General features: G+C 49.2%; 27 protein-coding genes. 22 read left to right on the top strand and 5 right to left on the bottom strand.

Annotated elements, in window-relative coordinates:
• Positions 1 to 3: 3 nt before the first annotated feature.
• From ACZM6M_RS06880 to ACZM6M_RS06860, 5 genes are all read left to right on the top strand, one after another.
• Positions 4 to 1,362 carry an FtsW/RodA/SpoVE family cell cycle protein gene (locus ACZM6M_RS06880; RefSeq protein ID WP_337434299.1) on the top strand — a complete coding sequence of 453 codons (1,359 nt, stop codon included), beginning with the start codon at positions 4 to 6 and terminating at the stop codon, positions 1,360 to 1,362.
• A complete protein-coding gene (locus ACZM6M_RS06875) occupies positions 1,362 to 2,807 on the top strand; it encodes a peptidoglycan D,D-transpeptidase FtsI family protein (protein ID WP_296036068.1) in 1,446 nt (481 codons plus the stop codon). The genes ACZM6M_RS06880 and ACZM6M_RS06875 overlap by 1 nt, the downstream gene beginning before the upstream one ends.
• A gap of 94 nt (positions 2,808 to 2,901) precedes the next feature.
• Positions 2,902 to 3,693: an FAD binding domain-containing protein gene (locus ACZM6M_RS06870; protein WP_337434298.1), complete on the top strand. Its 792-nt coding sequence runs from the start codon at positions 2,902 to 2,904 to the stop codon at positions 3,691 to 3,693.
• Positions 3,693 to 4,160: a (2Fe-2S)-binding protein gene (locus ACZM6M_RS06865; protein WP_407407664.1), complete on the top strand. Its 468-nt coding sequence runs from the start codon at positions 3,693 to 3,695 to the stop codon at positions 4,158 to 4,160. Before ACZM6M_RS06870 ends, ACZM6M_RS06865 begins: the two co-directional genes overlap by 1 nt.
• The gene (locus ACZM6M_RS06860; protein ID WP_296036059.1) at positions 4,160 to 6,493 is read left to right on the top strand and encodes a xanthine dehydrogenase family protein molybdopterin-binding subunit; all 2,334 of its coding nucleotides are present in this window, start codon (positions 4,160 to 4,162) and stop codon (positions 6,491 to 6,493) included. The genes ACZM6M_RS06865 and ACZM6M_RS06860 overlap by 1 nt, the downstream gene beginning before the upstream one ends.
• A 5-nt stretch (positions 6,494 to 6,498) precedes the next feature.
• Here ACZM6M_RS06860 and ACZM6M_RS06855 read toward each other — a convergent pair whose 3' ends face one another.
• From ACZM6M_RS06855 to ACZM6M_RS06845, 3 genes are read right to left on the bottom strand one after another with little or no spacing between them, the layout of a single operon-like run.
• Positions 6,499 to 8,307: an ABC transporter ATP-binding protein gene (locus tag ACZM6M_RS06855; RefSeq protein ID WP_418763242.1), complete on the bottom strand. Its 1,809-nt coding sequence runs from the start codon at positions 8,305 to 8,307 to the stop codon at positions 6,499 to 6,501.
• A gap of 34 nt (positions 8,308 to 8,341) precedes the next feature.
• Entirely contained in the window at positions 8,342 to 10,114 is a 1,773-nt protein-coding gene (locus ACZM6M_RS06850) for an ABC transporter ATP-binding protein (RefSeq protein WP_489490006.1), read from the bottom strand.
• A gap of 16 nt (positions 10,115 to 10,130) precedes the next feature.
• Positions 10,131 to 10,625, bottom strand: a complete 495-nt coding sequence (locus ACZM6M_RS06845; RefSeq protein WP_418762266.1) for a MarR family winged helix-turn-helix transcriptional regulator — start codon at positions 10,623 to 10,625, stop codon at positions 10,131 to 10,133.
• A 181-nt stretch (positions 10,626 to 10,806) separates the two neighbouring features.
• Between ACZM6M_RS06845 and ACZM6M_RS06840 the strand changes: the two genes are divergently transcribed.
• The 3 genes from ACZM6M_RS06840 (at position 10,807) to ACZM6M_RS06830 (ending at position 13,379) form a co-directional block, all read left to right on the top strand.
• The gene (locus ACZM6M_RS06840) at positions 10,807 to 11,064 is read left to right on the top strand and encodes a glutaredoxin (protein ID WP_418762265.1); all 258 of its coding nucleotides are present in this window, start codon (positions 10,807 to 10,809) and stop codon (positions 11,062 to 11,064) included.
• Between the two features lie 106 nt (positions 11,065 to 11,170).
• Complete coding sequence (locus ACZM6M_RS06835; protein WP_066544480.1) at positions 11,171 to 11,623, top strand: NUDIX hydrolase; 453 nt, start codon at positions 11,171 to 11,173, stop codon at positions 11,621 to 11,623.
• Between the two features lie 88 nt (positions 11,624 to 11,711).
• Positions 11,712 to 13,379, top strand: a complete 1,668-nt coding sequence (locus ACZM6M_RS06830; protein WP_418763241.1) for an AAA family ATPase — start codon at positions 11,712 to 11,714, stop codon at positions 13,377 to 13,379.
• Here ACZM6M_RS06830 and ACZM6M_RS06825 read toward each other — a convergent pair.
• Both ACZM6M_RS06825 and ACZM6M_RS06820 read right to left on the bottom strand, forming a co-directional pair.
• Positions 13,366 to 13,866, bottom strand: coding sequence for a superoxide dismutase family protein (locus ACZM6M_RS06825; RefSeq protein WP_418762263.1), 501 nt, complete (start codon positions 13,864 to 13,866; stop codon positions 13,366 to 13,368). The genes ACZM6M_RS06830 and ACZM6M_RS06825 overlap by 14 nt on opposite strands.
• A 22-nt stretch (positions 13,867 to 13,888) precedes the next feature.
• A complete protein-coding gene (locus ACZM6M_RS06820; RefSeq protein WP_317439713.1) occupies positions 13,889 to 14,812 on the bottom strand; it encodes a LysR family transcriptional regulator in 924 nt (307 codons plus the stop codon).
• A 146-nt stretch (positions 14,813 to 14,958) separates the two neighbouring features.
• Between ACZM6M_RS06820 and ACZM6M_RS06815 the strand changes: the two genes are divergently transcribed.
• The 14 genes from ACZM6M_RS06815 to ACZM6M_RS06750 all read left to right on the top strand — a co-directional run bounded on the left by ACZM6M_RS06815 (position 14,959) and on the right by ACZM6M_RS06750 (position 26,441).
• Positions 14,959 to 16,353 carry an alanine/glycine:cation symporter family protein gene (locus ACZM6M_RS06815; protein ID WP_337434290.1) on the top strand — a complete coding sequence of 465 codons (1,395 nt, stop codon included), beginning with the start codon at positions 14,959 to 14,961 and terminating at the stop codon, positions 16,351 to 16,353.
• Positions 16,354 to 16,595: 242 nt separating this feature from the next.
• Positions 16,596 to 17,111 (top strand): dihydrofolate reductase, encoded by a 516-nt coding sequence (locus tag ACZM6M_RS06810; RefSeq protein WP_337434289.1) that lies wholly within the window; start codon positions 16,596 to 16,598, stop codon positions 17,109 to 17,111.
• Positions 17,112 to 17,114: 3 nt separating this feature from the next.
• Positions 17,115 to 17,612, top strand: coding sequence for a dihydrofolate reductase (locus ACZM6M_RS06805; protein ID WP_296036040.1), 498 nt, complete (start codon positions 17,115 to 17,117; stop codon positions 17,610 to 17,612).
• A 116-nt stretch (positions 17,613 to 17,728) separates the two neighbouring features.
• Positions 17,729 to 18,640: an aldose 1-epimerase family protein gene (locus tag ACZM6M_RS06800; RefSeq protein ID WP_418763240.1), complete on the top strand. Its 912-nt coding sequence runs from the start codon at positions 17,729 to 17,731 to the stop codon at positions 18,638 to 18,640.
• 87 nt (positions 18,641 to 18,727) lie between these two features.
• On the top strand, positions 18,728 to 19,618 hold the full coding sequence (locus tag ACZM6M_RS06795) for a sulfide/dihydroorotate dehydrogenase-like FAD/NAD-binding protein (RefSeq protein WP_489490003.1): 891 nt from the start codon (positions 18,728 to 18,730) through the stop codon (positions 19,616 to 19,618).
• The gene (gene gltA / locus ACZM6M_RS06790; RefSeq protein ID WP_337933641.1) at positions 19,618 to 21,009 is read left to right on the top strand and encodes an NADPH-dependent glutamate synthase; all 1,392 of its coding nucleotides are present in this window, start codon (positions 19,618 to 19,620) and stop codon (positions 21,007 to 21,009) included. The genes ACZM6M_RS06795 and gltA overlap by 1 nt, the downstream gene beginning before the upstream one ends.
• Before the next feature lie 115 nt (positions 21,010 to 21,124).
• Positions 21,125 to 21,328, top strand: a complete 204-nt coding sequence (locus tag ACZM6M_RS06785) for a hypothetical protein (protein WP_489490002.1) — start codon at positions 21,125 to 21,127, stop codon at positions 21,326 to 21,328.
• Between the two features lie 242 nt (positions 21,329 to 21,570).
• Positions 21,571 to 22,095: an AfsR/SARP family transcriptional regulator gene (locus ACZM6M_RS06780; protein WP_418763315.1), complete on the top strand. Its 525-nt coding sequence runs from the start codon at positions 21,571 to 21,573 to the stop codon at positions 22,093 to 22,095.
• Positions 22,092 to 22,814 (top strand): CpsB/CapC family capsule biosynthesis tyrosine phosphatase, encoded by a 723-nt coding sequence (locus tag ACZM6M_RS06775; RefSeq protein WP_418763314.1) that lies wholly within the window; start codon positions 22,092 to 22,094, stop codon positions 22,812 to 22,814. Before ACZM6M_RS06780 ends, ACZM6M_RS06775 begins: the two co-directional genes overlap by 4 nt.
• A 36-nt stretch (positions 22,815 to 22,850) precedes the next feature.
• Entirely contained in the window at positions 22,851 to 23,597 is a 747-nt protein-coding gene (locus ACZM6M_RS06770; RefSeq protein ID WP_178274988.1) for a Wzz/FepE/Etk N-terminal domain-containing protein, read from the top strand.
• Between the two features lie 3 nt (positions 23,598 to 23,600).
• Positions 23,601 to 24,362: a CpsD/CapB family tyrosine-protein kinase gene (locus ACZM6M_RS06765; protein WP_340274755.1), complete on the top strand. Its 762-nt coding sequence runs from the start codon at positions 23,601 to 23,603 to the stop codon at positions 24,360 to 24,362.
• Positions 24,346 to 25,395: an LCP family protein gene (locus ACZM6M_RS06760; protein ID WP_489490001.1), complete on the top strand. Its 1,050-nt coding sequence runs from the start codon at positions 24,346 to 24,348 to the stop codon at positions 25,393 to 25,395. Before ACZM6M_RS06765 ends, ACZM6M_RS06760 begins: the two co-directional genes overlap by 17 nt.
• 34 nt (positions 25,396 to 25,429) lie before the next feature.
• Complete coding sequence (locus ACZM6M_RS06755) at positions 25,430 to 26,110, top strand: hypothetical protein (protein WP_178274990.1); 681 nt, start codon at positions 25,430 to 25,432, stop codon at positions 26,108 to 26,110.
• Positions 26,111 to 26,213: 103 nt separating this feature from the next.
• On the top strand, positions 26,214 to 26,441 hold the full coding sequence (locus ACZM6M_RS06750) for a hypothetical protein (protein ID WP_178274991.1): 228 nt from the start codon (positions 26,214 to 26,216) through the stop codon (positions 26,439 to 26,441).
• The last annotated feature ends 5 nt before the right edge of the window (positions 26,442 to 26,446 follow it).

Here is a 26,446-nt window from a genome sequence, read left to right as displayed (position 1 = left end):
GGTATGGTTAATCTGATCCTGGAACTGTCCAAATATGTGATGATTTTTCTCATGGCTGTCTACACCTGGGCGAATTTCCGCTATTTTTCCTTCCCGGACCGGGAACGGAAGCTAAGGCTCTGCGCCAGACAGAACCATGTAATGTTTTTTATGCATTTTCTGGCCTATATGACATTGTTTTTAAAGGCAGAGGATGAAAAGACGTCGGGGCTTTTAGCCGCCTTTTATGCAGCCCAGGCTGTGTTTTTCCTGGTTTATATTTTCCTTACGCGGCGTTTTTACCGGAATGTTTCACGGATTCTGGTAAATAACACCTGTATGCTTCTGGCCGTAGGCCTGATTATGCTGAGCCGTTTGTCCATGTTTCGTGCAGATCCCTTAGATAAGGCTCTAAAGCAGTTTGTAATTATCTGCGGGGCAGCCGTTGTTTCCTGGCTGATCCCGTGGATCATGGAGCGGTTCTGGCAGATTTATAAATTCCAGTGGATTTACGCCGCGGTGGGGATCCTGGCTCTTCTTGCGGTCTGGATCGGAGGGGATGAGAGCTTTGGAGCGCAGCTTTCCTTTACCATTGGAGGAATTTCCATCCAGCCCTCGGAATTTGTAAAGCTGACCTTTGTGCTCTTTACGGCTTCCATGTTTTACCAGTCCACGGAATTGAAACAAGTCTGTATTACAACTGCCGCCGCAGCGGCCCATGTGCTGATCCTGGTTCTGTCAAAGGATCTGGGAGGAGCATTGATCCTGTTTGTAAGCTATGTGCTTATGCTTTTTATCGCCACGGGAAAGAAGCTGTATCTGTTTGGCGGGATTGGACTTGGCTGCGGAGCGGCCGCTGCTGCCTTTGGCCTGTTTGACCATGTAAAGCGCAGAGTGGCTGCCTGGAAAAATCCCTGGGCGGATATTGACAATACGGGTTATCAGATCACCCAGTCGCTGTTTGCCATCGGTACAGGAGGGTGGTTTGGCATGGGGCTGTGCCAGGGAATGCCGGGAAAAATCCCAGTAGTGGAAAAGGATTTTATCTTTGCGGCCATAGGAGAGGAGTTTGGAGGCATCTTTGCCGTCTGCCTGCTTTTAATCTGTCTGGGCTGTTTTATCCAGTTTATGATGATCGCTTCCCGGATGCAGGCCATGTTTTACAAGCTGATTGCCTTTGGGCTGGGAATCCAGTATGTGACGCAGGTATTTTTAACTGTAGGCGGCGTGACGAAGTTTATCCCGTCTACCGGCGTGACTCTTCCCTTTGTAAGCTATGGCGGCAGTTCCATTGTGAGCACCTTTATGCTCTTTGCCATGATCCAGGGACTGTATATTATTAAACGAAATGACGAAGAAGAGATGGGGGTGGCTGAGGACTGATGGCAAAAAAAGGAAAAAAACAGACAGGGGAATCTCCTGCAAACCGCAGTATCCTCAGGATTACCTATGGAATTGCCCTGCTGTTTCTGGCACTTATTTTATATGTAGGGTATTTTATACAGATACAGGGACCGGAGGTGATCAATAATTCCTACAATGCCCGTCTGGACCGTTTTTCCGACCGGGTTCACAGGGGGAAGATCCTGGCGTCTGACGGTACGGTTCTGGCTCACAATGAGGAGGATGAGGATGGAAATGAGCTGCGGGTTTACGACCATGGGGATGTATTTGCACATGTAGTAGGGTATTCCACCAAGGGAAAGACAGGAATTGAGTCTCTGGCAAATTTTTATCTCCTTACATCCCATGTAAATCTCATCGAGCAGGCGGTAAATGAATTAAGCGGAAGGAAAAATCTGGGAGATGATGTGGTAACCACTCTGGACATCAATCTTCAGCAGACCGCCTATTCCGCTTTGGGAGACCGAAGAGGAGCGGTGATCGCCATGGAGCCGGACACGGGAAAGATTTTAGCGATGGTGTCAAAGCCGGACTATGATCCCAATACGCTGCTTACGGACTGGGCTGCTCTCACAGACAGCGCCAATACCCAAAGCCAGCTTTTAAACCGCGCGGCCCAGGGGCTGTATGCTCCCGGTTCTACCTTTAAGATCCTGACTGCCCTGGAATATATCAGGGAGCATCCGGACAATTACAAAGACTTTCATTTTGACTGCAATGGCGTATATCACAATGGAGAGTATTCCATCAAATGCTTTCACAGCGAGGCTCATGGCAGCCAGGATTTTGTAAAGGCCTTTGCCAATTCCTGCAACGGAGCATTTTCAAGCATGGGGCTGGAGCTGGATTTAAACCGGTTTGCAGCTACGGCAGAGGAACTTTTATATAACCGGCCGCTGCCATTTTCCGGCTTTCCTTATAAAGAGAGCAGCTTCAATATGAAAGCCGGAGCCGATATCTGGGAGATTTTGCAGACCTCCATCGGACAGGGAACTACCCTGATCACGCCCCTGCACAGTGTCCTGATCACCTCGGCTGTGGCTAATGGGGGAACGCTGATGAAGCCTTATCTGTTAGACCGGGTAGTAAGTGCAGGCGGGGAAGAGGTTAAGAAGTTTCTTCCGGAGGCCTATGGTTCCATGATGACGGCAGATGAGGCGGGAAAGCTCACAGAGCTTATGAAGGCTGTGACGGATGTGGGCACAGGCTCTGCGGTCCGTACAGAGGATTACACCGCTGCAGTTAAAACAGGAACTGCGGAATTTGAAACCGGAAAGGAAACGCATGCCTGGTTTACGGGCTTTGCCCCGGCAGAAGCTCCAAAGATTGCAGTTACAGTGCTGGTGGAGGAGTCGGGAAGCGGAGGAAAGATAGCAGGGCCTGTTGCCAGGGCCATGTTTGACGCATATCTTTTGAAAAAATAGCGAACTATGTAGAAAACAGCGGTATTTCGTGCTATAATGCCTCTGTTTGTCTGATACAAAAGGAAACGTTGCAAATGACGAAAGGAGCGATCAGGTGTTTCGAGCAGATGATTATGTTAAGGTAACCAGCCTGGCTGAGGCATACGAGCTGTGCCAGAAACGCAGCAGCCTGGTAGTAGGAGGCATGGTGTGGCTGAAGATGACAAACGTGACAAAGCGTATGGTCATCGACTTATCCGGTCTTGGGCTGGATCAGATTGAAGAAAATGAAGAGGAATTTTCCATAGGAGCTATGTGCAGCCTGAGACAGTTGGAAATTCATGAAGGACTGAATACATATTTCGGAGGCATTTTTAAGGAGTGCACCAGACATATCGTAGGAGTTCAGATGCGCAACTGCGCAACTGTAGGCGGAAGCGTATATGCCCGTTTCGGATTTTCCGATATCCTTACCTGCCTGCTGGCTCTTGACGCTTATGTAGAGCTGTACCACGGCGGCATGGTGCCGATCAAAGAGTTCGCAGCCCGTCCGGTTCACAGGGATGACAGAGATATCCTTGTCCGTGTGGTGATCAAAAAGGACGGAAGAAAGGCTGCCTATATCAGCCAGAGAAATTCCAGTACGGATTTCCCGCTGCTTGCAGTCTGCGCTGCAAATCTGGGCAACCAGTGGTTCGTATCCATCGGAGCCAGACCGGCAAAGGCAGCGTTAGTAGAATTTACAGAAGATAATTTTGACACCATAAAGGAAATGGCAAAGCAGGCAGCAGACGCAGTTTCCTATGGAGATAATACAAGAGGCAGCGGACAGTACCGCCATAGCCTGGCAGTTGTGTATGTAAGACGCCTCATGGAGCGCTTAAAGGGAAGGAGTGTGAGCCGGTAATGGAGATTCGCTTTCGTTTAAATGGAAAACAGGTTCAGGCAGAGGTGCGTCCGGATACGGTGCTTCTTGATCTGGTGCGTGAACTGGGCTGCTACAGCGTAAAAAGAGGCTGTGAAACAGCAAACTGTGGCCTGTGTACTGTCTGGCTGGACGGAAAGCCCGTATTGTCATGTTCCACTCTGGCTCTCAGAGCGGATGGACGTCATGTAACTACTCTGGAGGGACTTCAGAAGGAGGCAGAGGAATTTGGCATGTTTTTAGCCGCTGAGGGCGGAGAGCAGTGCGGCTTCTGCAGCCCGGGCTTTATTATGAACGTACTGGCCATGGAGCGGGAGTTAAAGGATCCTACAGAGGACGAGATCAAGGAGTATTTAGCCGGAAATCTCTGCCGCTGCAGCGGATATATGTCCCAGCTTCGTGCAGTTAAAAAGTATCTGGATGCAAAGCAGAAAGGAGGCAGGGACTGATGGCATATTCACAGAAGCGGCCCGCTGAGGCCAAAAAGCTGCGTGTAGTAGGCGCACCCCTGATCAAGAGAGATGCGAAAGCTCTTGTGACGGGAAAGCCGGTGTATACGGATGATCTTGCCATGAAGGACTGCCTGATCGTAAAGGTTCTGCGCAGCCCCTATGCCCATGCGCTGATCCGTGAGATCGACTGCGCCGTAGCCTCCAAGGTACAGGGAATCGAATGTATCCTTACCTGGAAGGATGTGCCGAAGAAGCGCTTTACCATGGCAGGACAGACCTATCCGGAGCCCAGCCCCTATGACCGTCTGATCCTTGATCAGAGAGTGCGCTTCGTGGGCGACGCGGTAGCCATTGTAGCAGGTGAGGACGAGGCCTGTGTAGACCGGGCCATGCGGTTGATCAAGGTAAAATATGAGGTATTAGAGCCTGTTCTTGATATGCATGATGCAAAGGACGGAGACATTTTAGTTCATCCTGAGGAGGACTGGAAGGCCCTCTGTCCCGTTGGCGCTGACAATATGCGCAATCTCTGTGCCTGTGGTAAGGATGAGGCCGGAGACCTGGAAGCCGCATTTGCAGGCAGCAGCCATGTAATTGAACGTGTTTACCATACAAAGGCAAATCAGCAGGCCATGATGGAGACCTTCCGGGCCTTCACCTATATGGATATCTACGGAAGACTGGTTGTAACCGCATCTACCCAGGTTACCTTCCATGTGCGCCGGATCCTGGCTCATGCGCTGGATGTGCCAAAGTCAAAGATCCGTGTGATCAAGCCCAGGATCGGCGGCGGCTTCGGAGCCAAGCAGACTGTAATCGCAGAGGTTTACCCTGCCATCGTTACCATGAAGACAGGAAAGCCCGCAAAGATCGTTTACAGCCGCTACGAGTCCCAGATTGCTTCCTCTCCCCGCCATGAGATGGAAGTAAAGGTAAAATTAGGCTGCGACGACGAAGGCATTTTACAGGCAATCGACGTTTACACCCTGTCCAACACAGGCGCTTACGGCGAGCACGGGCCGACGACCGTAGGACTTTCCGGACACAAATCTATTCCTCTGTACGGAACTCCAAAGGCCTTCCGCTTTGCCTATGATGTAGTCTACACCAACCGTATGTCTGCAGGCGCATACCGCGGCTATGGTGCGACCCAGGGTATTTTTGCCGTAGAGTCTGCCATTGACGAGCTGGCTGCAGAGCTTCATATGGATCCGGTTAAGCTGCGTGAAAAAAATATGATCCGTGAAGGACAGGTAATGCCTGCATATTACGGAGAAACGGCAGAAAGCTGCACGCTGGACCGCTGTGTGGATCGTGTAAAGGAAATGATCGGCTGGGATGAGAAGTATCCCAGAAAGGATATGGGAAATGGAAAGGTCCGCGGCGTAGGAATTGCCATGGCTATGCAGGGTTCATCTATTTCAAAGGTAGATGTGGCTTCTGTAACCATCAAGGTAAATGATGACGGTTTTTATTCCATGACCATCGGTGCATCCGATATGGGAACGGGCTGCGATACCACCCTGGCGCAGGTAGCGGCAGAGTGTCTGAACTGTGAGATGGATGATATCGTTGTCTACGGCGTAGATACGGATATTTCTCCCTATGACTCCGGTTCCTATGCTTCCAGTACGGCCTACCTGACCGGAAACGCAGTGGTTAAGACCTGCGAGACCTTAAAGAAAAAGATTATAAAGAAGGCCGCAGAATACTTAAGCTGCGGCGAGGATGAACTGGAATTTACCGGAAAATCCGTAAAGCGTCTCACTCCGGTGCCCGAAGGCTCAGGATTTGAAAATGAGATTTCTCTTCTGGATATCGGAAACAGAGCTATGTGCTTTAATAACGAGGCACTTCAGGCAACCGAATCCTGTACATCTCCCGTATCTCCGCCTCCGTTCATGGCAGGTGCGGCAGAAGTAGAGGTAGATATGGAAACCGGACAGATCGATCTGATCCAGTTTGTATCAGCCGTTGACTGCGGTACGCCGTTAAATGAAAATCTGGCAAGAGTACAGACAGAGGGCGGACTGGTACAGGGCATCGGAATGGCTCTTTACGAGGATGTAACCTATCTGAAAAACGGCCATGTCTGCGAGAATTCCCTGATGCAGTACAAGCTTCCCACCCGTCTGGACATTGGCAGGGTGCAGGTAGAGCTGGAATGCAGCTATGAGCCGACAGGCCCCTTTGGCGCCAAGTCCATTGGTGAGATCGTAATCAATACTCCGTCCCCGGCCATTGCCAATGCAGTATACAATGCAGTCGGCGTCCGGATCAGAGAGCTTCCGATTACGGCTGAAAAGATATTTAATGGTTTAAATCAGTAATTAAATTAAGCAAACTGACTGTTATACAGTTCCGCATAAGCGCCTCCTGATTCCAGGAGGCGTTTGTGATTCCCCTGCTCGATAATCGTACCATTCTGCATTACCAGGATCAGATCCGCATCCACAATGGTAGACAGACGGTGGGCGATCACAAAAGAAGTACGGCCCCTCATCAGTGTGTTCATGGCAAGGCTGATCTCCATTTCCGTCCGGGTATCCACAGAAGAGGTAGCCTCATCCAGGATCAGGATGGCAGGATCGCAGAGCATGACCCTGGCGATGGTAAGGAGCTGGCGCTGTCCTGCGGAAATAGTTTCCGCATCGCTTCCAAGAACCGTATCGTATCCCTTAGGCAGCGTACGGATAAAAAAGTCGGCTCTGGCTGCCTTTGCAGCAGCAATAATCTCTTCTCTGGAAGCATCCGGCTTTCCATAGGCAATATTTTCCGCAATGGTCCCCTCAAAAAGCCAGGTGTCCTGCAGTACCATGCCGAAGGCCTGGCGAAGGCCGGCCCGGCTTAAGGAGCGGGTGTCTACGCCGTCCAGTAAAATGGTTCCGCCGCCGATTTCATAGAAACGCATCAGCAGATTGATCAGCGTGGTTTTTCCCGCACCCGTAGCGCCTACGATAGCGATTTTCTGCCCTTCTTTTACGGAAAAGCTGATATCAGACATGAGGGTGCGCTCCGGAGTGTAGCCGAAACGGATATGAGAGAAGTCCACATGACCCTTTGGGGCGGGAAGACAGGCCGGATGCTCAGGATCCGGTAGGATTTCTTCTTCGTCCAGCAGCTCATAGACCCGTTCCACCGATGCAAGGGCAGACTGGAGGGAATTGATCATATAGGACAGTTCGGTAATGGGTTCTCCGGCTTGATTGGCATACTGGAAGAACGCCTGGAACCGTCCCGGGGTCAGGTGGCCCTTTAAGAGCATAACACCTCCCAAAACAGCCACAGCAACCTGTCCGAACCGGTTGATAACGCGGATTCCGGGGTTAATGGCATTGATGATCCAATCTGTTTTTTCGGAAGCGTCTGCCAGCTCCACAGCGGCCTGGCGGATCTGGGCCAGACTTTCCTCTTCCCGGTTAAAGGCTTTGATCAGCATACGGCCGCTGTATGCTTCTTCGATAAGGCTGTTGAGTTTTCCCGTGCAGTCCTGGCGTCTGGCCGCATAGCGCAGGGTCTTTTGTGAAGCGGCTTTGGCTGCCAGCAGGGAAATTGCGGTGAAGAACAAAAAGACCGCAGTGAGGAATCCGTCAAAGTAAGCCATGATAGAAAGAGAACCCAGGATGGTTCCAACAGCCATAAACAGGCGCAGAAGTCCCGTTTGAAGAGCCTCGGACATTTTTTCGAGGTCATTGGTGGCCCGGCTCATGATGGCTCCCGGCTGCTGGCGGTCAAAGTAGGACAAGGGAAGACGGTTTAACTTCTCGCTGATCTCCCCCCGCAGCTGCAGATTCAATTTTTCTGCAAAGTTTGCCATAAGAAAGCTTTGGAGGGAATAGAAGATACCGCAGGCTAAAAACATGAGAAGAAGGGAGAAAAGCTGCCTTCCGCCAAACTCCCAGGTGATCTGAAAATGCTGTCCGGTCTGCATTGCCTCCTTCATCTGGTTCCAGATCAGGTCTACCACATCTGCACTGTATAAGGGCGCCATGACCGTAAAATAGGTATAAAAGGCAATACAGATAAATACAACGGTCAGTCTCCATTTCTGCTTCCCCATAGAGCGGATAAAGCGCAGAATGGTCTTTTTCATATGCTTTGCTTCAAATACTTCTGTATCAAAATAATTCTGGTCATTTTCCATAAAATCAATGAACCTCCCTTAAAATATGACAAAATCAGGCGTCACGAAGCTGGGAACGCACAATATCCTTATATACCGGACAGTGCTCCAAAAGCCAGGAATGAGTGCCCAGTCCTGCGATTTTCCCGTCATCCAGCACCAGGATCTGGTCCGCGTGAAGAATGGTGCTTACACGCTGGGCGATGATGATGACAGCCGCATCTTTCGTGGCATCCTTTAAAGCATGGCGGAGAGCTGCGTCTGTCTTTGCGTCCAGAGCGGAAAAACTGTCGTCAAAGATATAAACAGCGGCTTTTTTTGCCAGTGCCCTGGCGATGGAAAGGCGCTGCTTCTGTCCGCCTGAAAAATTCGTGCCCCCCTGAGCTGTATGGGAAGCCAGGCCATCCGGCAGGTCATATACAAAGCCCGCCTGAGCTGTATCCAGAGCTGTCCGCAGCTCCGCCTCCGAGGCGTTGGGATTTCCATACCGCAGGTTTTCTTCAATGGTGCCGGAAAAGAGCCAGGCTTTCTGGGGTACATAAGATACTGCGTCACGAAGCTTTTTCTGGGGAAGTTCCCGGATATCGGTTCCATCCAGACAAATCCGTCCGGAGGTAACATCGTGAAAGCGCAGAATCAACTTTGCAATGGTGGATTTTCCGCTTCCCGTACCGCCGATAATGGCAGTTGTAGTGCCTTTCTCACATTGAAAGGCCAGATGACTTAAGGTATCCTCATCCGCATCCGGGAAGCGGAAGGTAACGTCGTCAAAGGACAGGAGAGTGTGGGAGGAGGCAGCGCCCCCCAAATCAAGTGCCTCAGATGTATGGGGATCAGGTTTCACGATTTCAGTTTTAGCCGGAACCGGAAGCTTATCCTGTATCTCCGGTTCCAGTGACAGCACCTCAGCCATTCGCTCAATACACACCAGGGCTCTGGGTACCATAATGATAACCATCTGTGCCATCATGATATAGAACAGGATCCAGATCGCATATTCGGTCACAGCTGTAATGCCGCCGATTTCCATGGCCCCGGCTCCGGTCAGATTGCCGCCTATATACAGGATTGCAACGACCGTCAGGTTGATCGCTACATTGGCAATGCTGTCCAGTGCCGCAAAGAGCCGGTTGGCCCGGATGGCAGAATCGGCATAATCAGAAAAGGTCCGGTTTAACCGTCCCGCTTCATGGTGTTCCTTTCCAAAGGCACGGATCACGCGCACACCGGTGATAGTTTCTCTGAGAACCGTATTCACCCGGTCTAAAAACCGCTGAAGCCGTTCAAAAATAGGGGATGCCCTGCGGATAATAAAGAAGCCTGCTGCCAGCAGAAAAATTACTATGGCTGTAACCAGATATCCCATAGAAGGATGGATTCGAAATGCAAAAACGATGCCCAGGATACACATGATCGGAACGGGAAGAACCATCTGGATACACATGACAAAGGCAGTCTGGATAGAGTTAATGTCATTTAAAGTTCTGGTTACCATAGAAGCTGTTCCGAACCGTTCAAAATCCGCTGCGGAAAAACTCAGGCTTTTTTCGTAGACAGCCACACGCATGTCCCGGCCAAGTCTGGCAGACAGGCGCGCACAGAGAAAGCTTCCCCACAAAGCGCCGAAACCGGCCATCAGGGAGATAGCCAGCATGATAAGACCCTCGTGAAGGATCGGCATAAGCCCTGCGCCTGCTGCGGCAAGATTTAACATTTTGGCGGTTACCGTAGGTACCAGAAGGGCTCCGGCCACATCTAAAAGCACAGTAAAGAATATCAGGACACAGGTCATTCGGTAAGGTTTCAGAAATCGTATAAAATATCGCATGATGTCAAATTCTCCTTTATTCCCCGGAGGGGTGTTCCTTTTTCGGAAGGATCAAAGCCAGCTCCTCCTCAAACAAGTCTAACTGGCGGACAGACAGCTTCAGGCACAGCTCTACCTCTTCTGCGGTCATCTGTGCCAGAGAATGCTGCTCTGCCTCAATCAGGGGGATTACAATCTGCCGGCAGAGCTGAGTCCCTTTTTCTGTCAGATATACTGCCTTGGTATTGCCGGCTCCGGCTAACTGCTTCAGGCTTACATATCCATTTTTTACCAGACCACTGATGGCAGAGTTCACTGTCTGGCGGGGCAGGCTGCAAAGCTCAGCCAGCTCGTGCTGAGTAAATGGTGTGGTATGTTCATCTGCTTCTGTTTCACAGAGGCAGTAAAGAATGGAAAATGCAGTATCAGAAAGATGACAGGCCGCTGCATAGGTGTGGTATAGATTGCACTGACGGCGGTATAACTGGTTAAATTTAAGATTTAATTCTTTTGCGGTATGGCTGTTGCACATGGCTGATGCTCCTTTATAAATTGATAATCCGATTTCGGTTTTTGTATAGGAGAGTATAAATCCGAAAGCGGATTTTGTCAAGAGGGAACTAGCCAGGGATGTATTGCTCCTTTAGATACTATTGACAGATAATAGGACAGCTGTTACATTATGAAAAAATGAGATAAAAAGGAGCACAAAAATGAAAGTAATCATGTACGGAACCCATCTCTGCAAAGATACATTATATGCAATTTACAAGCTGGAGGATAAGGGAGCAGACCTGGAATTTAGAAATATCTCAGCCAGCCTGACGGAAATGAAGGCATTTTTAAAGATCAGGGATGAGGAGGCTCTGTTTGACGGGCCAAAGAAAGAGGGAAAAATCGGAGTGCCCTATTTTGAACTTGAAAATGGAATGAAGACGCTGAACCTGCAGGAGGTATTGGAACAGATATAACAGGGAAAGTGAAAATTCTTGCATATCCCTTCCAAACGTTGTATACTAAAACCAGTCACGGCTGCGCAGGGCAGCCAGGTTCACACCAAAACCAGGAGGGATTGCAATGATTGAAGCAACGAGCTGCGGCGGTGTGGTTATATTTCGAGGAAAGATCCTGGTGCTGTACAAGAATTACAAAAACAAGTACGAGGGCTGGGTTCTTCCCAAAGGAACCGTAGAAGCTGGAGAGGAATATAAGGAAACGGCGCTGCGAGAGGTCAAGGAAGAAACCGGGGTCAGCGCATCCATCATCAAATATATCGGCAAAAGCCAGTATACCTTCAATACCCCACAGGATGTGGTGGAAAAGGATGTACACTGGTATCTGATGATGGCCGACAGCTATTACAGCAAACCACAGCGGGAAGAGTACTTTCTGGATTCCGGATATTACAAATTTTACGAAGCCTACCATCTGCTGAAATTCTCCAATGAAAAGCAGATCTTGGAAAAGGCCTATAATGAATATCTGGATTTAAAGAAGAGTAATCTTTGGGGAAGCAAGAAGTATTTTTAGAGAATAAGGACCTGTTGGGAAATGCATAGGTAAAGGCATTTGTCGGCAGGTTTTTATTTATAGGGAGATAGAAAGGGGGATCGAAAGTATGGCCTGGCCTAAAATTTCAGTAGGAAGCTCCGACTTTGCAGAATACCGCAAAGGGGATTACTATTATGTTGATAAGACAGGATTGATCGAGGAATTATTAAAAACACCGGGAATCAAGGTTACATTGATTACACGGCCCCGGCGGTTTGGAAAAACCATGAATATGAGTATGCTGGCAGAATTTTTTGATATCAGAAAGGACAGCCGCCCCATATTCAGTGGGCTGAAAATAGCAGATAATAAGGAACTTTGCGAGGCGTGGATGAACCAATGGCCGGTCATCCATGTGACGTTCAGATCTGTATTCGGAAGCTGTTTTAAGGATGCCTATTCCATGATAGAGGCTGTGATCGCAGAGCTTTATAAGCAGCATATCTACTTACTGGAAAACCCTGAAATGATGGTATATGATCGAGAAATATTTGATCGTATTGCAGGAAAAAAGGCTTCTGGGGAAGAAATTAAAAACAGTCTTCTATTTCTTACAAGGCTGTTGGGACAATATTATGGAAAAACGGTGATTCTGCTGATAGATGAGTATGATGTGCCTCTTGCTAAGGCCAGTGATAAGGGATATTATGAGGAAATGCTGTATGTGATCCGCGGTATTCTTCAGGCTCTGAAGGATAATTCCTTCCTGCATCTGGCGGTTGTGACAGGCTGTCTTCGGATTGCCAAGGAAAGCATTTTTACGGGAACAAATAACTTTATTACAGATACAATATCGGATAATCGTCTGGATGAATTTTTTGGCTTTACGCAGGAAGAAGTAGACAGGATTCTTGCAGATACTCAAAATACTTCTCATAGTCAGGAAATCAAAAACTGGTATGATGGATATCGTTTTGGAAGCATAGATGTGTACTCGCCCTGGGATGTGATGAACCATATAAATGCATTATGCCTGGATCCTCAGGCTCTGCCCAGGAGCTATTGGCGCAATACAAGCGACAATGCTATTATCCGTTCTTTTATTGATCAGGCAGAAAATGATACTATAAAACAATTTGAGATCTTGCTTTCAGGAGACAAAATTTCTCAGAAAATAGAGGAAGATCTTACTTATGATTATCTTCATGCATCTGCAGAAAATCTTTGGAGTATTCTGTATTTAACGGGATATCTTACAGGAACTGAAAAAGAGGAGGGACGCCAGGAATGGAATTTATGGATTCCCAATCTGGAGATTCGTGAAATTTTTGAAGATACTGTGATAAAATGGTTCCATGACAGTGCCCGTTTATGGGAAAGAAAGGCTCTTTTTCATGCAATATGGGAGCGTGATGAAGAGAAGCTGACAGAGGAGATGACAAAGCTTCTTAGAAAAACAATCAGCTACCATGACTACAAAGAAGATTTTTACCATGCTTTTCTGGCGGGGATTTTTGCCGGTGCCGGATATATCGTAAAATCAAACAGAGAGCATGGAGACGGCCGCAGTGATGTTGTAGTTCAGGACTACGATGGAAACAGGATTGCAGTATTTGAGGTAAAATATTCCCGCCGCCTGGAGGATCTGCCCTATGACTGTGAAAGAGCCATAAAGCAGATTGATGTCAGACGGTATGGAGAAGAATTTGCTGAGGATTACAGTACCGTGATCTGTTATGGGATCGCATTTTATCGGAAGCGGTGTATGGTGAAGGTAAAGCCTACCTCTCTCTGATCACCCCGCACCCAATCACAACCCCAGGATTCCCGGACGGCTGGCTGGTAAAGTCATCCAGTCCGCTGTGGAGGACCACAGACCGCCCCATGATTTCCTTTACCGTAAAACGCTTGTCATAGAAAGCAAGCCATCCATACCCGCTGTTTCCCATAACAGGCAGAAGATCGCCGGAATGCCAGGGGTGTGATGTGCCTGTGGGATTATAGTGGCCGCCTGTTCGTGTGAATCCCGCGGAGCAGTCTCCATTTTCATGGATATGCAGGGCGTAGAAGTCGGTGGAGCCGGAAATTCCCTTATTGGGGAGCCGGAAAAATTCCCCTTCGATCAAAACACCGCCGTAAGGCGTATCATAAAAACGCACCATACCGCTTAAGCCGGGAGCATAGGGCGTGTTTCCGCGGATCCAGGCCAGAGCCGCAGGTGTCTGAAACTGCAGGATCTGGGCGAAGCGGTCGCCGGGGGTGGAGGATTCAGATTGATTCATAAAAATCTCCTGAAAGTGCCATTTACAACAGCATATGATCGGAAGCATCCGTATGTGCCGGGGAAAGGCCGGAAAAATATTCGATCACCGTCTGCATGGCCGGAGATACCCATTTGTCTTTGTGGTAGAGAAGCTGCCTCCAAAGCTCCGGCTTAAATTCCGGCACAGAAAGCCGTACCAGCCGCCCGCTTTTTAGGGCGGCTTCTGTTACATAATCAGGCAAAAATGACACTCCGGCGCCCTGAGTCACAAGGGTACATAAAAGATCTGCACTGCCAAATTCCAGAACCGGGCGTACCTCCAGGGAGAACCGGGCCAGATGCTCGTCCATCAGACGGCGGTAGCTCATCCCCTTTTCTGTCAGGAGAAATGGAAAGGTGATCAGTTCCCGGACCGGTACAGTCAGAGAGGAAAAGGGAAGAAAGCCGGGAGCTGCCACGAAATGGGCCTGGATCCGTTCTTCCGCACCGATGATATAGTCGCTGTTGTAAACATGATGATCCAGCGTATAGACCAGGTCTGTTTCATTTTGATTCAGCATCCGGAACAGCTCCTCCGTGCTTGCAGTTGCCATTTTCAGAGTAATTCCCGGATAGGCAGCACGGAAATTTTCATAGTGCTCCCGCAGGATCCAGCAGGCAAGGGAATCTGCCAGAGCCATGCGCACATGGCCGCTTACAGAGGGCTGCGGCCTTAATTCTTTTTCCATGTCCACTGTCAGCTGTTCCAGACGATGGGCATAATTGAGCACCTTCCGGCCGGCCTCTGTTAGTGCGACCGTATGATTGATTCGCTCCAAAAGCCGCACATTCAGCATTTCTTCCAGCTGGCGGATCTGGAATGACACGGTAGACTGGGAGTAGCCCAGCTTTTTGGCAGCTTTTGTAAAGCTGCACAGTTCCGCTACCTGAATAAAGGTTTCCATATTTTTCGTATCTATGTTCATTTCTTTCGCTCCTGTACTTTATCCTGCTAACAATCGAAAATGTAGATAGTTGAGATTTAAACTATCAATTTTACAAATGATAATAACTATTATATACTGGAACACAGAAAAAATCTATGTTCTATATAGAAGGAGTGTCTAAAACTATGGTTACGTTAATTCAAACGGTGTATCAGTTTCTGTGGGGAGATCTGATCACCCTGCCTCTGCCTGGGGGCGCAGGCATAAGCTTTTCTCTTTTGGTGCTTTTGCTGATCCCTACAGGTATTTATTTTACTCTGCGGACCCGTTTCCTTTCCCTGCGTTTATTTAAGGATATGCTGAGGGTTACTCTGGAGCGGAAGGATGGAGAAACAACCGCGCTTTCTGCCTGTCAGACGCTGGTAGTTTCCACTGCCACCCGTGTAGGAATGGGAAATCTGGTAGGCGTTGTGGCTGCGATTTCCGCAGGCGGAGCCGGAGCCGTATTCTGGATGTGGGTCACAGCCCTTCTGGGTTCCACTACCGCCTTTATTGAGGCTACGCTGGCTCAGCTTTATAAGGAAGAGGATCCTCTTTACGGCGGTTACCGGGGAGGTCCTGCCTACTATATGCATAAATTTTTCCAGAAAAATAAGAAGCAGACCCGCTGGTTCCCTCTTTCTGTGCTTTTTGCAATATCAGGCCTGATCTGCTGGTGCGGCATCAGCCAGGTAATCAGCAATTCAGTGGCCTCCTCCTTTGAAAATGCATTTAACATTCCGCCTCTTTACAGCACCATTGTACTGGTGATCCTGGGCGCTGTGATCGTTCTTCGTAAAAATGCCACGGTAAAAGCCCTGGATGCCATTGTGCCTGTAATGGCCGGTCTGTATCTGCTGATCACAGTGGGAGTGATTCTGTTAAATATCGGCCAGATTCCGGCTGTGCTTGAGCGCATCTTTTCAGAGGCCTTTGGACTGCGCCAGGCAGTGGCCGGCGGAATCGGCGCAGTGATCATGAATGGTGTAAAGCGCGGCCTCTTTTCCAATGAGGCCGGTTCCGGCTCTGCTCCCTGCGCCGCAGCTACCGCAAAGACCGATCATCCTGCCAAGGTGGGACTGGTTCAGGCTTTGGGCGTATTTATTGATACCATTGTAATCTGCAGCTGTACCGCATTCTTAATGCTCTTAGCTCCGGATGAGATTACCGGCTCTCTGGCAGGAATGGATCTTTTACAGGCTGCTATGGGATATCATCTTGGCAAGTTCGGTGTGATCTTTATCGCAGTGATCCTGTGGCTGTTCAGTTTTTCCACCTTCCTTGGAATCCTGTACTATGCCCGCAGCAATGTTTCCTATCTGTTCGGAGACAGCTGGGCCGCCCAGACCGCCTATAAGGTTCTGGCGCTGGTGATGCTCTTTATCGGCGGACTGGCTGCTTACACCATCGTATGGGATTTGGGCGACGTAGGCGTTGGCCTGATGACGATTTTCAATCTGATCGCTCTGTATCCTATGGCAGGAGAAGCGCTGGCTTCTCTGAAGGATTATGAGGAAAAGAGGGCAAAGGGAGTGCTTTGAAATAGCATCGAGGTCTGGAGTCTGGTGTCCAGAGCTCCGGTTTCCGGCCATAAGAAAAACTAAGGGGTTGAAATTTTCTAATGGCCTTCAAAGTCGCTCTGGACACCAGACTCCAGAAGCCAGGCATATCGAAAAATACATAATAAAATCTCTCAGGATGATGATTCTGGGAGATTTTTGTTATGTATTTTTTAGGCAAATGTGATAGAATGGATACATTACGGCAGATTGGAGATATGTGCATGAATTTGATAGCAGCAGCAGATGAAAACTGGGCCATTGGAAAGGATGGGGGGCTTTTGGCTCATCTTCCGGGGGATATGAAATTTTTCAGGGAAACCACGAAGGAAAAGGTGGTAGTCATGGGGCGTAAGACCCTGGAGAGCTTTCCGGGCAAAAAGCCCTTAAAAAACAGGGTTAATATTGTGCTCACCCGAAATACGGACTATGCTCCTGAGGGCGTAACTCTGTGCGGCAGTGTGGAGGAAGCGCTGGAGCTTTTAAAGCAGTATGACAGTGAGGATGTTTTTATCATTGGAGGCGGAACGGTCTACAGAGCATTTCTTCCTTATTGTAAAAAAGCCTATATTACCCACATTTTCCATACCTTTCCTGCGGATACGGTATTTCCGGATCTGGATCGGGAGCCGAGATGGAAGCAGACAAAAGTGCTGGGAACGGGAGAGGACAATGGGATCCGCTACGAATTCCGCCTGTATGAGCAGCAGCCGGTATCGGACGGGAAAGGGGGGATTTAGCAGATGAACCTTATTGTATCAGCGGATAAACACTGGTCGATCGGGAAAAATGGCCGCCCACTGGTAAATATTCCGGCGGAGCGCCAGCTTTTATTAAAGGAAACCGCCGGGAAGGTGGTTGTGATGGGAAGGAAAACTCTGGAAACACTGCCCGGAGGCCAGCCTCTGGGAGGGCGTACCAATGTGGTTCTTTCCGCAGATCCGTCCTTCAAGGCCAGAGGCGCTGTGGTCTGCCGCAGTATGGAAGAGACCCTTGCATATTTAGAGGAGTTTGATCCAAAGGATATTTATATCCTGGGCGGAGAAAGCATTTACCGGCAGTTCCTGCCTTACTGCGATACCATTCATCTCACTGCCATTGATTATGTTTATGACGCAGATCTGCGTTTCCCTGTGGATTTGGATCAGGCTCCGGACTGGAAACTGGCAGAGGAGGGGGAAGAACAGACTTATTTTGACCTCTGCTATACCTTTTGCCGCTATGTGAGAACCGGGATGTGACAAAATCCTTAAAAACAGTTGTAACATTCATTGGAAAATGATAATATGAAGTCTGTGCAGCAATACATTTTCACAACAGATTCAATGATGCAGACATCAGAAAGGGGGGATGACTTATGAAGAATGATGGAACCGTATTTACACTTGAAAATGAGGAACTGCTGATCACCGTGGATCGTCACGGGGCAGAGCTTACAAGGATTTATGACAAAAAGGCCGGCAGAGAGCTTCTCTGGGGAGCAGATCCGGCAGTCTGGAATCGCCATGCGCCTGTACTTTTCCCGTTTGTAGGAAAGAGCTTTGATGGAAAATATACCCATGAGGGGAAAGAGCATGGTATTACGCCCCACGGATTTGCCAGAGATATGGAATTTGAACCCCTGCTCTGCGATATGGATGAATGCTGGTTCCGGTTAAAGGATACGCCGGATACCTATGGGGTTTACCCCTTCCATTTTGAGCTGGAGATAGGGCATCGGCTTACGGGGCGGACCATTGAAGTGATGTGGAGAGTAAAAAATCCCGATTCCGGGGAGCTCCTTTTTATGATCGGCGGCCATCCGGCCTTTCAGGTACCTGAGGGAAAGACCATTTACGATTATACGCTGGTATTTAATAAAGAAGGAAAAGAAGCGGGAAATCATCAGGAGGAGCTTCACTATCTGGCACCCAATGACCAGGGATATCAGGTGGAGGAAAAGACCGGCAGCTTAAAGCTTAAGGACGGTCAGGTTCCGGTGACAAAGGGATTCTTTGACCAGGTCCTTACCTATATGTTTGACGGGGCGCAGATTTCAAGCGTGGGCCTTCTGGTTGACGAAACGCCCTATGTGACCATAGAATGCGGCGATTTTCCATACCTGGGCGTATGGACCATCGAGGCAACCCATCCATTTGTATGCCTGGAGCCATGGTACGGCCTGTGCGCTCCCGACGGATACAAGGGAGAATTAAAAGACCGGCCGGGCATCCAGAAGCTGGAAGCCTGGGGAACCTGGGAGAAGAGCTACAGCATCCGGATCGAATAGAACCGAGGAGCTGAGTCTTATAAATACACATGCCATTAGAAGCGCATCTGCGGTTTTGGGGTATGAGTGAAAAAGAGGAGGAAAATCATGTACAAGATCGTTAAGGCAGAATGTCTGGCGGACAAGATCTATCTCATGGACGTAGAGGCGCCCAGAGTAGCCAGAGCCTGCCAGCCGGGAGAATTTGTTATCGTAAAGATTGACGAGGTGGGAGAGCGTATTCCTCTGACCATCTGCAACTTTGACAGAGAAAAGGGACTGGTGACCATCGTATTCCAGACCGTAGGCGCATCTACCCAGCGCATGGCGGAATTAAAAGCCGGAGATTATTTCCAGGATTTCGTAGGCCCCTTAGGACAGCCATCTGAGTTTGTAAAGGAAGACATCGAAGAAGTAAAGAAGAGAAAGTATCTCTTTGTGGCAGGAGGCGTAGGCTCTGCTCCCGTATACCCTCAGGTAAAATGGATGCATGAGCACGGCATTGAGGCGGATGTGATCGAGGGCTCCAAGACAAAGGATCTGCTGATCCTGGAGGATGAATTAAAGGCAGTAGCCGGAAATCTCTATGTGACCACAGACGACGGCTCCTATGAGCGCAAGGGCATGGTAACAGACGTGATCAAGGATCTGGTGGAGAATCAGGGCAAGAAGTATGACGTCTGCGTAGCCATCGGCCCCATGATCATGATGAAATTCGTATGCAAGCTTACAAAGGAGCTGGGAATTCCGACCATTGTAAGTTTAAATCCAATCATGGTAGACGGAACCGGCATGTGCGGCGCCTGCCGTGTAACCGTTGGCGGAGAGGTGAAATTTGCCTGTGTAGACGGACCGGAGTTTGACGGCCATCTGGTAGATTTCGACCAGGCCATGAAGCGCCAGCAGATGTACAAGACAGAGGAAGGCAGAGCCATCCTTAAGGCTCAGGAAGGAGCCACCCATCACGGCGGCTGCGGAAACTGCGGAGGTGACGAATAATGGACGTTTTAAAGAGAGTACCCATCAGAGAACAGGAGCCAAAAGTAAGAGCAGCTAACTTTGAAGAGGTCTGCCTTGGCTATACACAGGAAGAAGCACAGGAGGAGGCGTCCCGCTGCTTAAACTGCAAGAACGCACAGTGCGTAAAGGGCTGTCCCGTATCCATCAATATCCCAAAATTTATTTCAGAGGTAAAAGAGGGCAAATTTGCGGATGCAGCCGCTACCATTGCTGAGTCCAGCGCCCTTCCCGCTGTCTGCGGCCGTGTATGTCCTCAGGAGAGCCAGTGCGAGGGAAAATGTATCCGCGGCATCAAGGGCGAGCCGGTTTCTATCGGAAAGCTGGAGCGTTTTGTAGCGGACTGGTCCAGAGAAAACGGCGTCGTTCCCGCAAAGCCTGAAAAGACCAACGGTATCAAGGTAGCTGTCATCGGTTCCGGCCCTTCCGGTCTGACATGTGCGGGCGATCTGGCAAAGATGGGTTATGAGGTAACGATTTTTGAGGCACTTCATGAGCCGGGCGGCGTATTAACCTACGGTATCCCGGAATTCCGTCTGCCAAAGACCAGAGTCGTTCGTCCTGAGATTGAAAATGTAAAGAAGCTGGGCGTTAAGATCGAGACAGACGTGATCATCGGAAAGTCCGTAACCATTGACGAGCTGATGGACGAAGAGGGCTTTAAGGCCGTATTTATCGGCTCCGGCGCAGGACTTCCCAAGTTCATGGGAATCCCCGGTGAAAATGCCAACGGCGTATTCTCCGCAAATGAATACCTGACCAGAAGCAACCTGATGAAGGCATTCAGAGACGATTATGACACACCGATCTTCCTGGGCAAAAAGGTAGCCGTAGTAGGCGGCGGAAACGTAGCCATGGACGCTGCCAGAACCGCACTTCGTCTGGGCGCAGAGGTACATGTTGTATACAGAAGAAGCGAGGCAGAGCTTCCGGCCCGTGTGGAGGAGGTTCACCACGCAAAGGAAGAGGGCGTACAGTTTGATCTTCTTACCAATCCGGTAGAGATCCTGACCGACGAAAATGACTGGGTAACCGGCATGGTAGTCCGTAAGATGGAGCTTGGCGAGCCGGATGCATCCGGACGCCGCAGACCGGTAGAGGTAGAAGGCTCCGACTACACCATCGAGGTAGATACGGTGATCATGTCTCTGGGAACTTCACCAAACCCGCTGATTTCTTCTACAACCGAAGGACTGCAGACCAATAAGTGGAAATGCATCATTGCAGATGAAAGCAATGGAAAGACCACCAAGGAAGGCGTATACGCCGGCGGCGATGCCGTAACAGGCGCAGCTACCGTGATCCTGGCTATGGAGGCAGGTAAGGCAGGCGCGAAGGGTATTGATGAATATCTGAAGGGGAAAGAGGCCTGAAGAATATAAATAAAGCATTAAAGGATGTCAGATCAGGGAAGCATATTGACTGGCATCCTTTTTGTATTCTCAATAAAAACTCATTATAAAACACAAGAATGGGCTGGGAGATATCGTGAGGAAAGGCCGCGGATTTTATGCGCTGAACCGCCGGCGGATCCGGTGCGACTGCTGGGAGATGCTGGAGGAGAATGAAGACCGTTACTTTATGGGCGAATATATGCCGGAGTACAGCTGGGCAGAGGTTACATTGTCATATCTGCTCCAGAAGTTTGAGGAAATTAAAACCCGGAAAATAAGGGAAGCACAGAACGAATAATAAAGTAATGGGGGAAAAAGGACTGCAGGGCAGAATACCTGCAGTCCTTTTTTTGGAAATTATGTAAAAAAAACGGTACTAAAATAAAAACACTTTGAAAATGTTACGAAAATACAGGAAACATGCATAACAATGCAAAACTGTAACGGTACTGATAAGGTTCATGGTGTATCTTATTAAAGGATAGTTAATAAAAATTAAGTTTTTATTAAGAATACGATTAAAAGCGGGAGAGATATTTAATGAGTCAGAGGGAAGGGCAAAACATATTTATAAAAACCTTTGGCGGGTTCGATGTATTTGTAGACGGGAAACAAGTCCATTTTTCCAGTGAAAAGGCAAAGGAAATGCTGGCGGTTCTGGTGGATAAGAGAGGGAGCAGCGTATCCTTATCACAGATGGCCTGGCTGCTGTATGAACAGTCACCGGAACAGACCGCCAAAAATAATCTTCGGGTGATTTATTACCGGCTGAAGAAAATACTGGAGAATAACGGGATTGGCGGCATGCTGATCAAAAAGAGAGGAAGTTTTGCGGTGGACGCCAGCAGCTTTATCTGTGATGTATACGAATTTGTGGAAGGGAATCCCGACTATGTCCCCTTGTTTCTGGGAAACTATATGTCCGGTTACGAGTGGGGGCAGGAGGCAGTGCCTTATTTAAACAACCTTTACTGCCAGTACTGTGAAACGCCTATGAACGGACTTTCCGATCAGGTTCATGAGACGATTCTCAGTCAGGGGAAAAAAGGCGGAAAGAGAAAATGACGGATCAGCTGGAAATGATCGATATCCACGCTCATATTCTGCCGGGAATTGACGACGGAGCCAGAAACTGGGAGGAAACCGGCCGTCTGCTGGAGGCAGCCTGGGCGCAGGGAGTCCGCCATATTATCGCAACCCCCCATTTTTCCAGAAAGACGGATATGGAGCAGTTAAGACAATTAAAAGCAGGCGTCCGGGAGCTGGCTCACAGAAAAGGGCTGGAACTTGAAATAAGCCTGGGACAGGAACTGCGGTATTTTGAAGAACTGCCGCTGTATCTGGAACAGGGCAGAGCGCTCACACTGGCAGAAAGCCGGTATGCTCTGGTGGAATTCAAACCGGGAGATGGATTTCAGACCATAAGACGGGCAGTCCGGGAACTGGTCCAGTCCGGATTTATTCCCGTATTGGCTCACGCAGAGCGGTATCTTTGCCTTCGTGAAACAGGCAGGACCGAGGAGCTGGTTCAGAGCGGAGCCTGTCTGCAGGTTAATGCAGAAAGCCTGACAGGCGGTCTGTTTGACCGGACGGCAGCCTGGTGCCTGAAAGAAATCCAGAAGGGGAGGATCCACTTTGCCGCCAGCGATATGCACCGGCCGGATACAAGGCCGCCCAGGCTGGAAGAGGCATTTAAAAAACTGTCAAAAAAGCGCATCTGTCCGGATGCGGCCGCCATATTTGGGAAAAATCAGAGATATATTCTGGAAAACAAGGTACTGTAGCAAAACTATTATGAAAAGAAAAGGAAATGTTATACCATGGAAAAGAAGTTTGATGACAATGACGAGATACAGATCGATCTGCTGGAACTGGCCTATGCTTTAAAAAAGAAGCTGTGGCTGATCATCCTGGGGCTGATCGTAGGAGCTTTCGGAGCGGGGCTGTACAGCAAGATCCTGCTGACGCCCATTTATAAATCCACCGCAATGGTCTATGTACTTTCAAAGGAAACAACTCTTACCTCACTGGCAGACCTGCAGATCGGCAGCCAGCTTACCAAGGACTACAGCGTGCTGGTAACCAGCCGTCCGGTATTGGAGCAGGTGATTGAAAAACAGCAGTTAGACATGAGGGTGGATGAACTAGAGCGTATGATCAGCATTGGAAATCCGACAGATACCCGTGTGCTCACTATTACCATATCGGATACAGATCCGATCCGCGCCCAGGCGCTGGCAGAAGAGGTGGCAAAGACTTCTTCCGATTACATAGGCGATATTATGGAAATGGTTCCGCCCAAGATCATCGAGGAAGGCGTACCGGCAGAAAAACCAAGTTCTCCAAATGTGAAAAAGAATGCGGCTATGGGCGGTCTGGCAGCAGCCGTACTGATCAGCGGAATTATCTGTCTGGGAGTGATCATGGACGACACTATAAAGACAGAAGAAGACGTGGAGAAATATCTGGGACTTACTGTACTGGCTTCTATTCCGGATGTGGATGAAACCGGTAAATCAGAAAACGAAAAGGGAAGAAAAAAGAAGAAAACGAAGGGAGCGGTGTAAAAAATGGAGATGAGACTGGAATTAAAAAATACGGAACGAAATGATTATTACTATGAAGAAGCCATTAAGACACTGCGTACCAATATCCAGTTCTGCGGCAGCAGCTTAAAAACCATTCTCTTTACAAGTACCGTATCGGGAGAAGGAAAAAGCGCTACTACAGTAGCCGTAGCTTCTTCTCTGGGAAGTATCGGGAAAAGGGTTCTTCTGGTAGACGCGGATATCCGCAAATCCGTACTGGTGAAGCGTCATGAGATCAGCGGCCGTCCCAACGGCCTGTCCCAGTATCTCAGCGGCCAGAAAAAGCTTGGAGAAGTTATTTACCACACAAATATGGAAAATGTGGACATGATCCTGGCAGGCCCCTATTCTCCCAATCCGGCAGAGCTGTTAGAGGATGAACTGTTCAAAGTCCTGCTGGAAAATGCAAGGGAATTGTATGATTACATCATAATCGATACCCCTCCCATGTTAAACCTTATTGACGGCGCGATCATCGCAAATCAGTGTGACGGAGCTGTGATCGTAGTGGAAAGCGGGGGCATCAGCTACCGTATGGCCCAGAAGGTAAAAGCCCAGCTGGAAAAGAGCGGATGCCGGATCCTGGGGGCAGTCTTAAACCGGGTGGGAGGAGAGTACGGCTCAGGCTACTATAAGAAGTATTACGGCAAATATTATAAGAAATATTACGGAAAATACGGTAAGTACGAGCGTTACGGATACGATTCCCCAAAAGAAAGAGAAAACATTGAAGAAAGCAGATAAGAAAAAGAGAGAATGGCTGGTTACAGCAGTGGTTATTCTGGCAATCCTGTTTGCAGCTGTTTCCTGGAATCTGTATCAGGAAAAAAAGCTGGCTGCCGCCGAGGCACAGCTCTGGAGAGAGCAGGCCGGTACATCACAGAAAGAGGGGAAAGCCGGATACGGACAGGTACAAAACACCATCGAATACAAAGGAAAAACCTATCGCCGGAATACCTATGTAAAAGCCATTCTGTGCATGGGGATCGACCGGAGGGAACCTCTGACAGAGACGAAAACAGCGGGAGCGGGGGGACAGTCCGACGGCATCTTTCTGGTCGCCCAGGACACGGCCAGAGACCGGGTGCAGGTTCTGGCCATACCAAGAGACACCATGACCCCCATTCCCCTTACAGATCTGAGCGGAAATATCCTGGGCTATGATACGCAGCATCTCACACTGGCCTACGCCTATGGGGACGGAAGAGAAAAAAGCTGCCAGTTTATGTGCCAAGCGGTGACAGAGCTTCTGGACGGCCTTCAGATCGACGGATACATGGCTGTAAGCATGGGAGCGCTGAAACCTCTTAATGACGCGGTAGACGGCGTAACCGTAACCATTGACGATCCGGAGCTGGAAAAAAGAGATCCGGCCTTTAAACCCGGAACCTCCGTAACCCTGATGGGCGATCAGGCCGAAGCTTTCCTGCGCTACAGGGATACAAGAAAAAGCCAGAGCGCCGTAGCCCGTCTGGAGCGCCAGAAGGGATATATCGCCGGTTATGCGGAGGCCGTGAAGAAAAAGGCCTCACGGGAAGAGGGAGTTGCATTAAAGCTTCTGGAAACGGCAGCTCCCTATATGGTAACAAATCTTTCCAAGGATCAGTATCTGGATATGGTGATGGCATTTATTGGAAGCAGCCAGCAGCTGGGGGGAGATGATATCCGCACACTTCCGGGAGAAGGAGCAGAGACAAGGATCTATGACGAATACCATCCGGATCCGGAAGGAGTAACACAAATGGTTCTAGACCTGTTTTACAGGGTTGAAGAATAGAACAAATTTATCAGGAAAGGAAAGGTGAACGATCATGAAGAAAAAGGCAGTAGTTATTGCAATGGCAGCAGCTCTTGCGGTTTCACAGTATGCAGCCGTATTTGCGGCAAACAGTCCGGGAACCGGAGTTGTGATCCCCAATGAGGACAGCGACGGCGATTATGACATCGGAGAGCGCGTGGATCAGGTAACAGGCGGATCTTCCTCAGCGTCAGGCACAGGAAATTCCTCAGCCGCCACGCCGGGAGGACAGACCGCAGCCCAGATTACGGTTCCCACTGAAAGCGGAACAGCCAGCCAGAGCGGCGGCCAGGCCGTAGTAGGAGATACAGGCATCGAGTTTGTACAGGGAAGCGAAAGCGCGGTAAGCGGACTTCCGGAAACCGTTGTATCCACCATTAATGCCATTAATACCGGAACCGGTCTGGCAGAGGCCGGAACCGGTCTGGACTTAAGCGGCTACAATGCCCTGGTAGGAACCACCGCAGTTATGACCTATCAGGCCGGAACCAGAGTGGAAAAAACAGGAGCCACCAATATGCCTGTGTATGTCCCAAATCTGGTAGAGGGCCTGGGAACCGTACAGGTGCTCTTCTACAACAACATGACTTCCAAGTGGGAGCTGATCACGCCTACATCTGTGGATGTGGCAAAGAAGATGATCCATGTGACCATCCCGAACTCGGGAACATTTTCGGTTATCTATAAGCGCTGACAGAGCGTGTAAGGATAATATGCGCCGGTTTCCATGATCGTGAGGCCGGCGCAGTCACAAAACGCTGTTTTGAAAACACACAAAGGAAAAGGGGGACATATTAATGAAATCTGCAAGTATGAGAAAAATGATGGAATGTTTGATGGTTGTACTGATGGTATGGTCTGTATTTCAGATCAGAAACTGTATTACATTACAGGACGTCCAGTATGCTCAGGACAGGATCCACTGGGACATACTGGCATATGAACTGCTCTTTCTGGCGTCCTGTTTTGGTTTTGTGACAGCTATGGGGACAGGAATTTTAAAAAAGAACCACAGTGAGGAGTAATTGAT

This window comes from Enterocloster sp. (assembly GCF_057861365.1).
The sequence above is the reverse complement of the archived record's forward strand: the minus strand, read 5'-3'. Positions and strand labels throughout refer to the sequence as shown.

What these genes read in the sequence shown, in the direction of transcription:
- ACZM6M_RS06880 (WP_337434299.1), top strand. Translation starts at nt 4, where the DNA reads ATGGTTAATCTGATCCTGGAACTGTCCAAATATGTGATGATTTTTCTC.
- ACZM6M_RS06875 (WP_296036068.1), top strand. Translation starts at nt 1,362, where the DNA reads ATGGCAAAAAAAGGAAAAAAACAGACAGGGGAATCTCCTGCAAACCGC.
- ACZM6M_RS06865 (WP_407407664.1), top strand. Translation starts at nt 3,693, where the DNA reads ATGGAGATTCGCTTTCGTTTAAATGGAAAACAGGTTCAGGCAGAGGTG.
- ACZM6M_RS06860 (WP_296036059.1), top strand. Translation starts at nt 4,160, where the DNA reads ATGGCATATTCACAGAAGCGGCCCGCTGAGGCCAAAAAGCTGCGTGTA.
- ACZM6M_RS06855 (WP_418763242.1), bottom strand. Translation starts at nt 8,307, where the DNA reads ATGGAAAATGACCAGAATTATTTTGATACAGAAGTATTTGAAGCAAAG.
- ACZM6M_RS06850 (WP_489490006.1), bottom strand. Translation starts at nt 10,114, where the DNA reads ATGCGATATTTTATACGATTTCTGAAACCTTACCGAATGACCTGTGTC.
- ACZM6M_RS06845 (WP_418762266.1), bottom strand. Translation starts at nt 10,625, where the DNA reads ATGTGCAACAGCCATACCGCAAAAGAATTAAATCTTAAATTTAACCAG.
- ACZM6M_RS06840 (WP_418762265.1), top strand. Translation starts at nt 10,807, where the DNA reads ATGAAAGTAATCATGTACGGAACCCATCTCTGCAAAGATACATTATAT.
- ACZM6M_RS06835 (WP_066544480.1), top strand. Translation starts at nt 11,171, where the DNA reads ATGATTGAAGCAACGAGCTGCGGCGGTGTGGTTATATTTCGAGGAAAG.
- ACZM6M_RS06830 (WP_418763241.1), top strand. Translation starts at nt 11,712, where the DNA reads ATGGCCTGGCCTAAAATTTCAGTAGGAAGCTCCGACTTTGCAGAATAC.
- ACZM6M_RS06825 (WP_418762263.1), bottom strand. Translation starts at nt 13,866, where the DNA reads ATGAATCAATCTGAATCCTCCACCCCCGGCGACCGCTTCGCCCAGATC.
- ACZM6M_RS06820 (WP_317439713.1), bottom strand. Translation starts at nt 14,812, where the DNA reads ATGAACATAGATACGAAAAATATGGAAACCTTTATTCAGGTAGCGGAA.
- ACZM6M_RS06815 (WP_337434290.1), top strand. Translation starts at nt 14,959, where the DNA reads ATGGTTACGTTAATTCAAACGGTGTATCAGTTTCTGTGGGGAGATCTG.
- ACZM6M_RS06810 (WP_337434289.1), top strand. Translation starts at nt 16,596, where the DNA reads ATGAATTTGATAGCAGCAGCAGATGAAAACTGGGCCATTGGAAAGGAT.
- ACZM6M_RS06805 (WP_296036040.1), top strand. Translation starts at nt 17,115, where the DNA reads ATGAACCTTATTGTATCAGCGGATAAACACTGGTCGATCGGGAAAAAT.
- ACZM6M_RS06800 (WP_418763240.1), top strand. Translation starts at nt 17,729, where the DNA reads ATGAAGAATGATGGAACCGTATTTACACTTGAAAATGAGGAACTGCTG.
- ACZM6M_RS06795 (WP_489490003.1), top strand. Translation starts at nt 18,728, where the DNA reads ATGTACAAGATCGTTAAGGCAGAATGTCTGGCGGACAAGATCTATCTC.
- gltA (WP_337933641.1), top strand. Translation starts at nt 19,618, where the DNA reads ATGGACGTTTTAAAGAGAGTACCCATCAGAGAACAGGAGCCAAAAGTA.
- ACZM6M_RS06780 (WP_418763315.1), top strand. Translation starts at nt 21,571, where the DNA reads ATGAGTCAGAGGGAAGGGCAAAACATATTTATAAAAACCTTTGGCGGG.
- ACZM6M_RS06775 (WP_418763314.1), top strand. Translation starts at nt 22,092, where the DNA reads ATGACGGATCAGCTGGAAATGATCGATATCCACGCTCATATTCTGCCG.
- ACZM6M_RS06770 (WP_178274988.1), top strand. Translation starts at nt 22,851, where the DNA reads ATGGAAAAGAAGTTTGATGACAATGACGAGATACAGATCGATCTGCTG.
- ACZM6M_RS06765 (WP_340274755.1), top strand. Translation starts at nt 23,601, where the DNA reads ATGGAGATGAGACTGGAATTAAAAAATACGGAACGAAATGATTATTAC.
- ACZM6M_RS06755 (WP_178274990.1), top strand. Translation starts at nt 25,430, where the DNA reads ATGAAGAAAAAGGCAGTAGTTATTGCAATGGCAGCAGCTCTTGCGGTT.
- ACZM6M_RS06750 (WP_178274991.1), top strand. Translation starts at nt 26,214, where the DNA reads ATGAAATCTGCAAGTATGAGAAAAATGATGGAATGTTTGATGGTTGTA.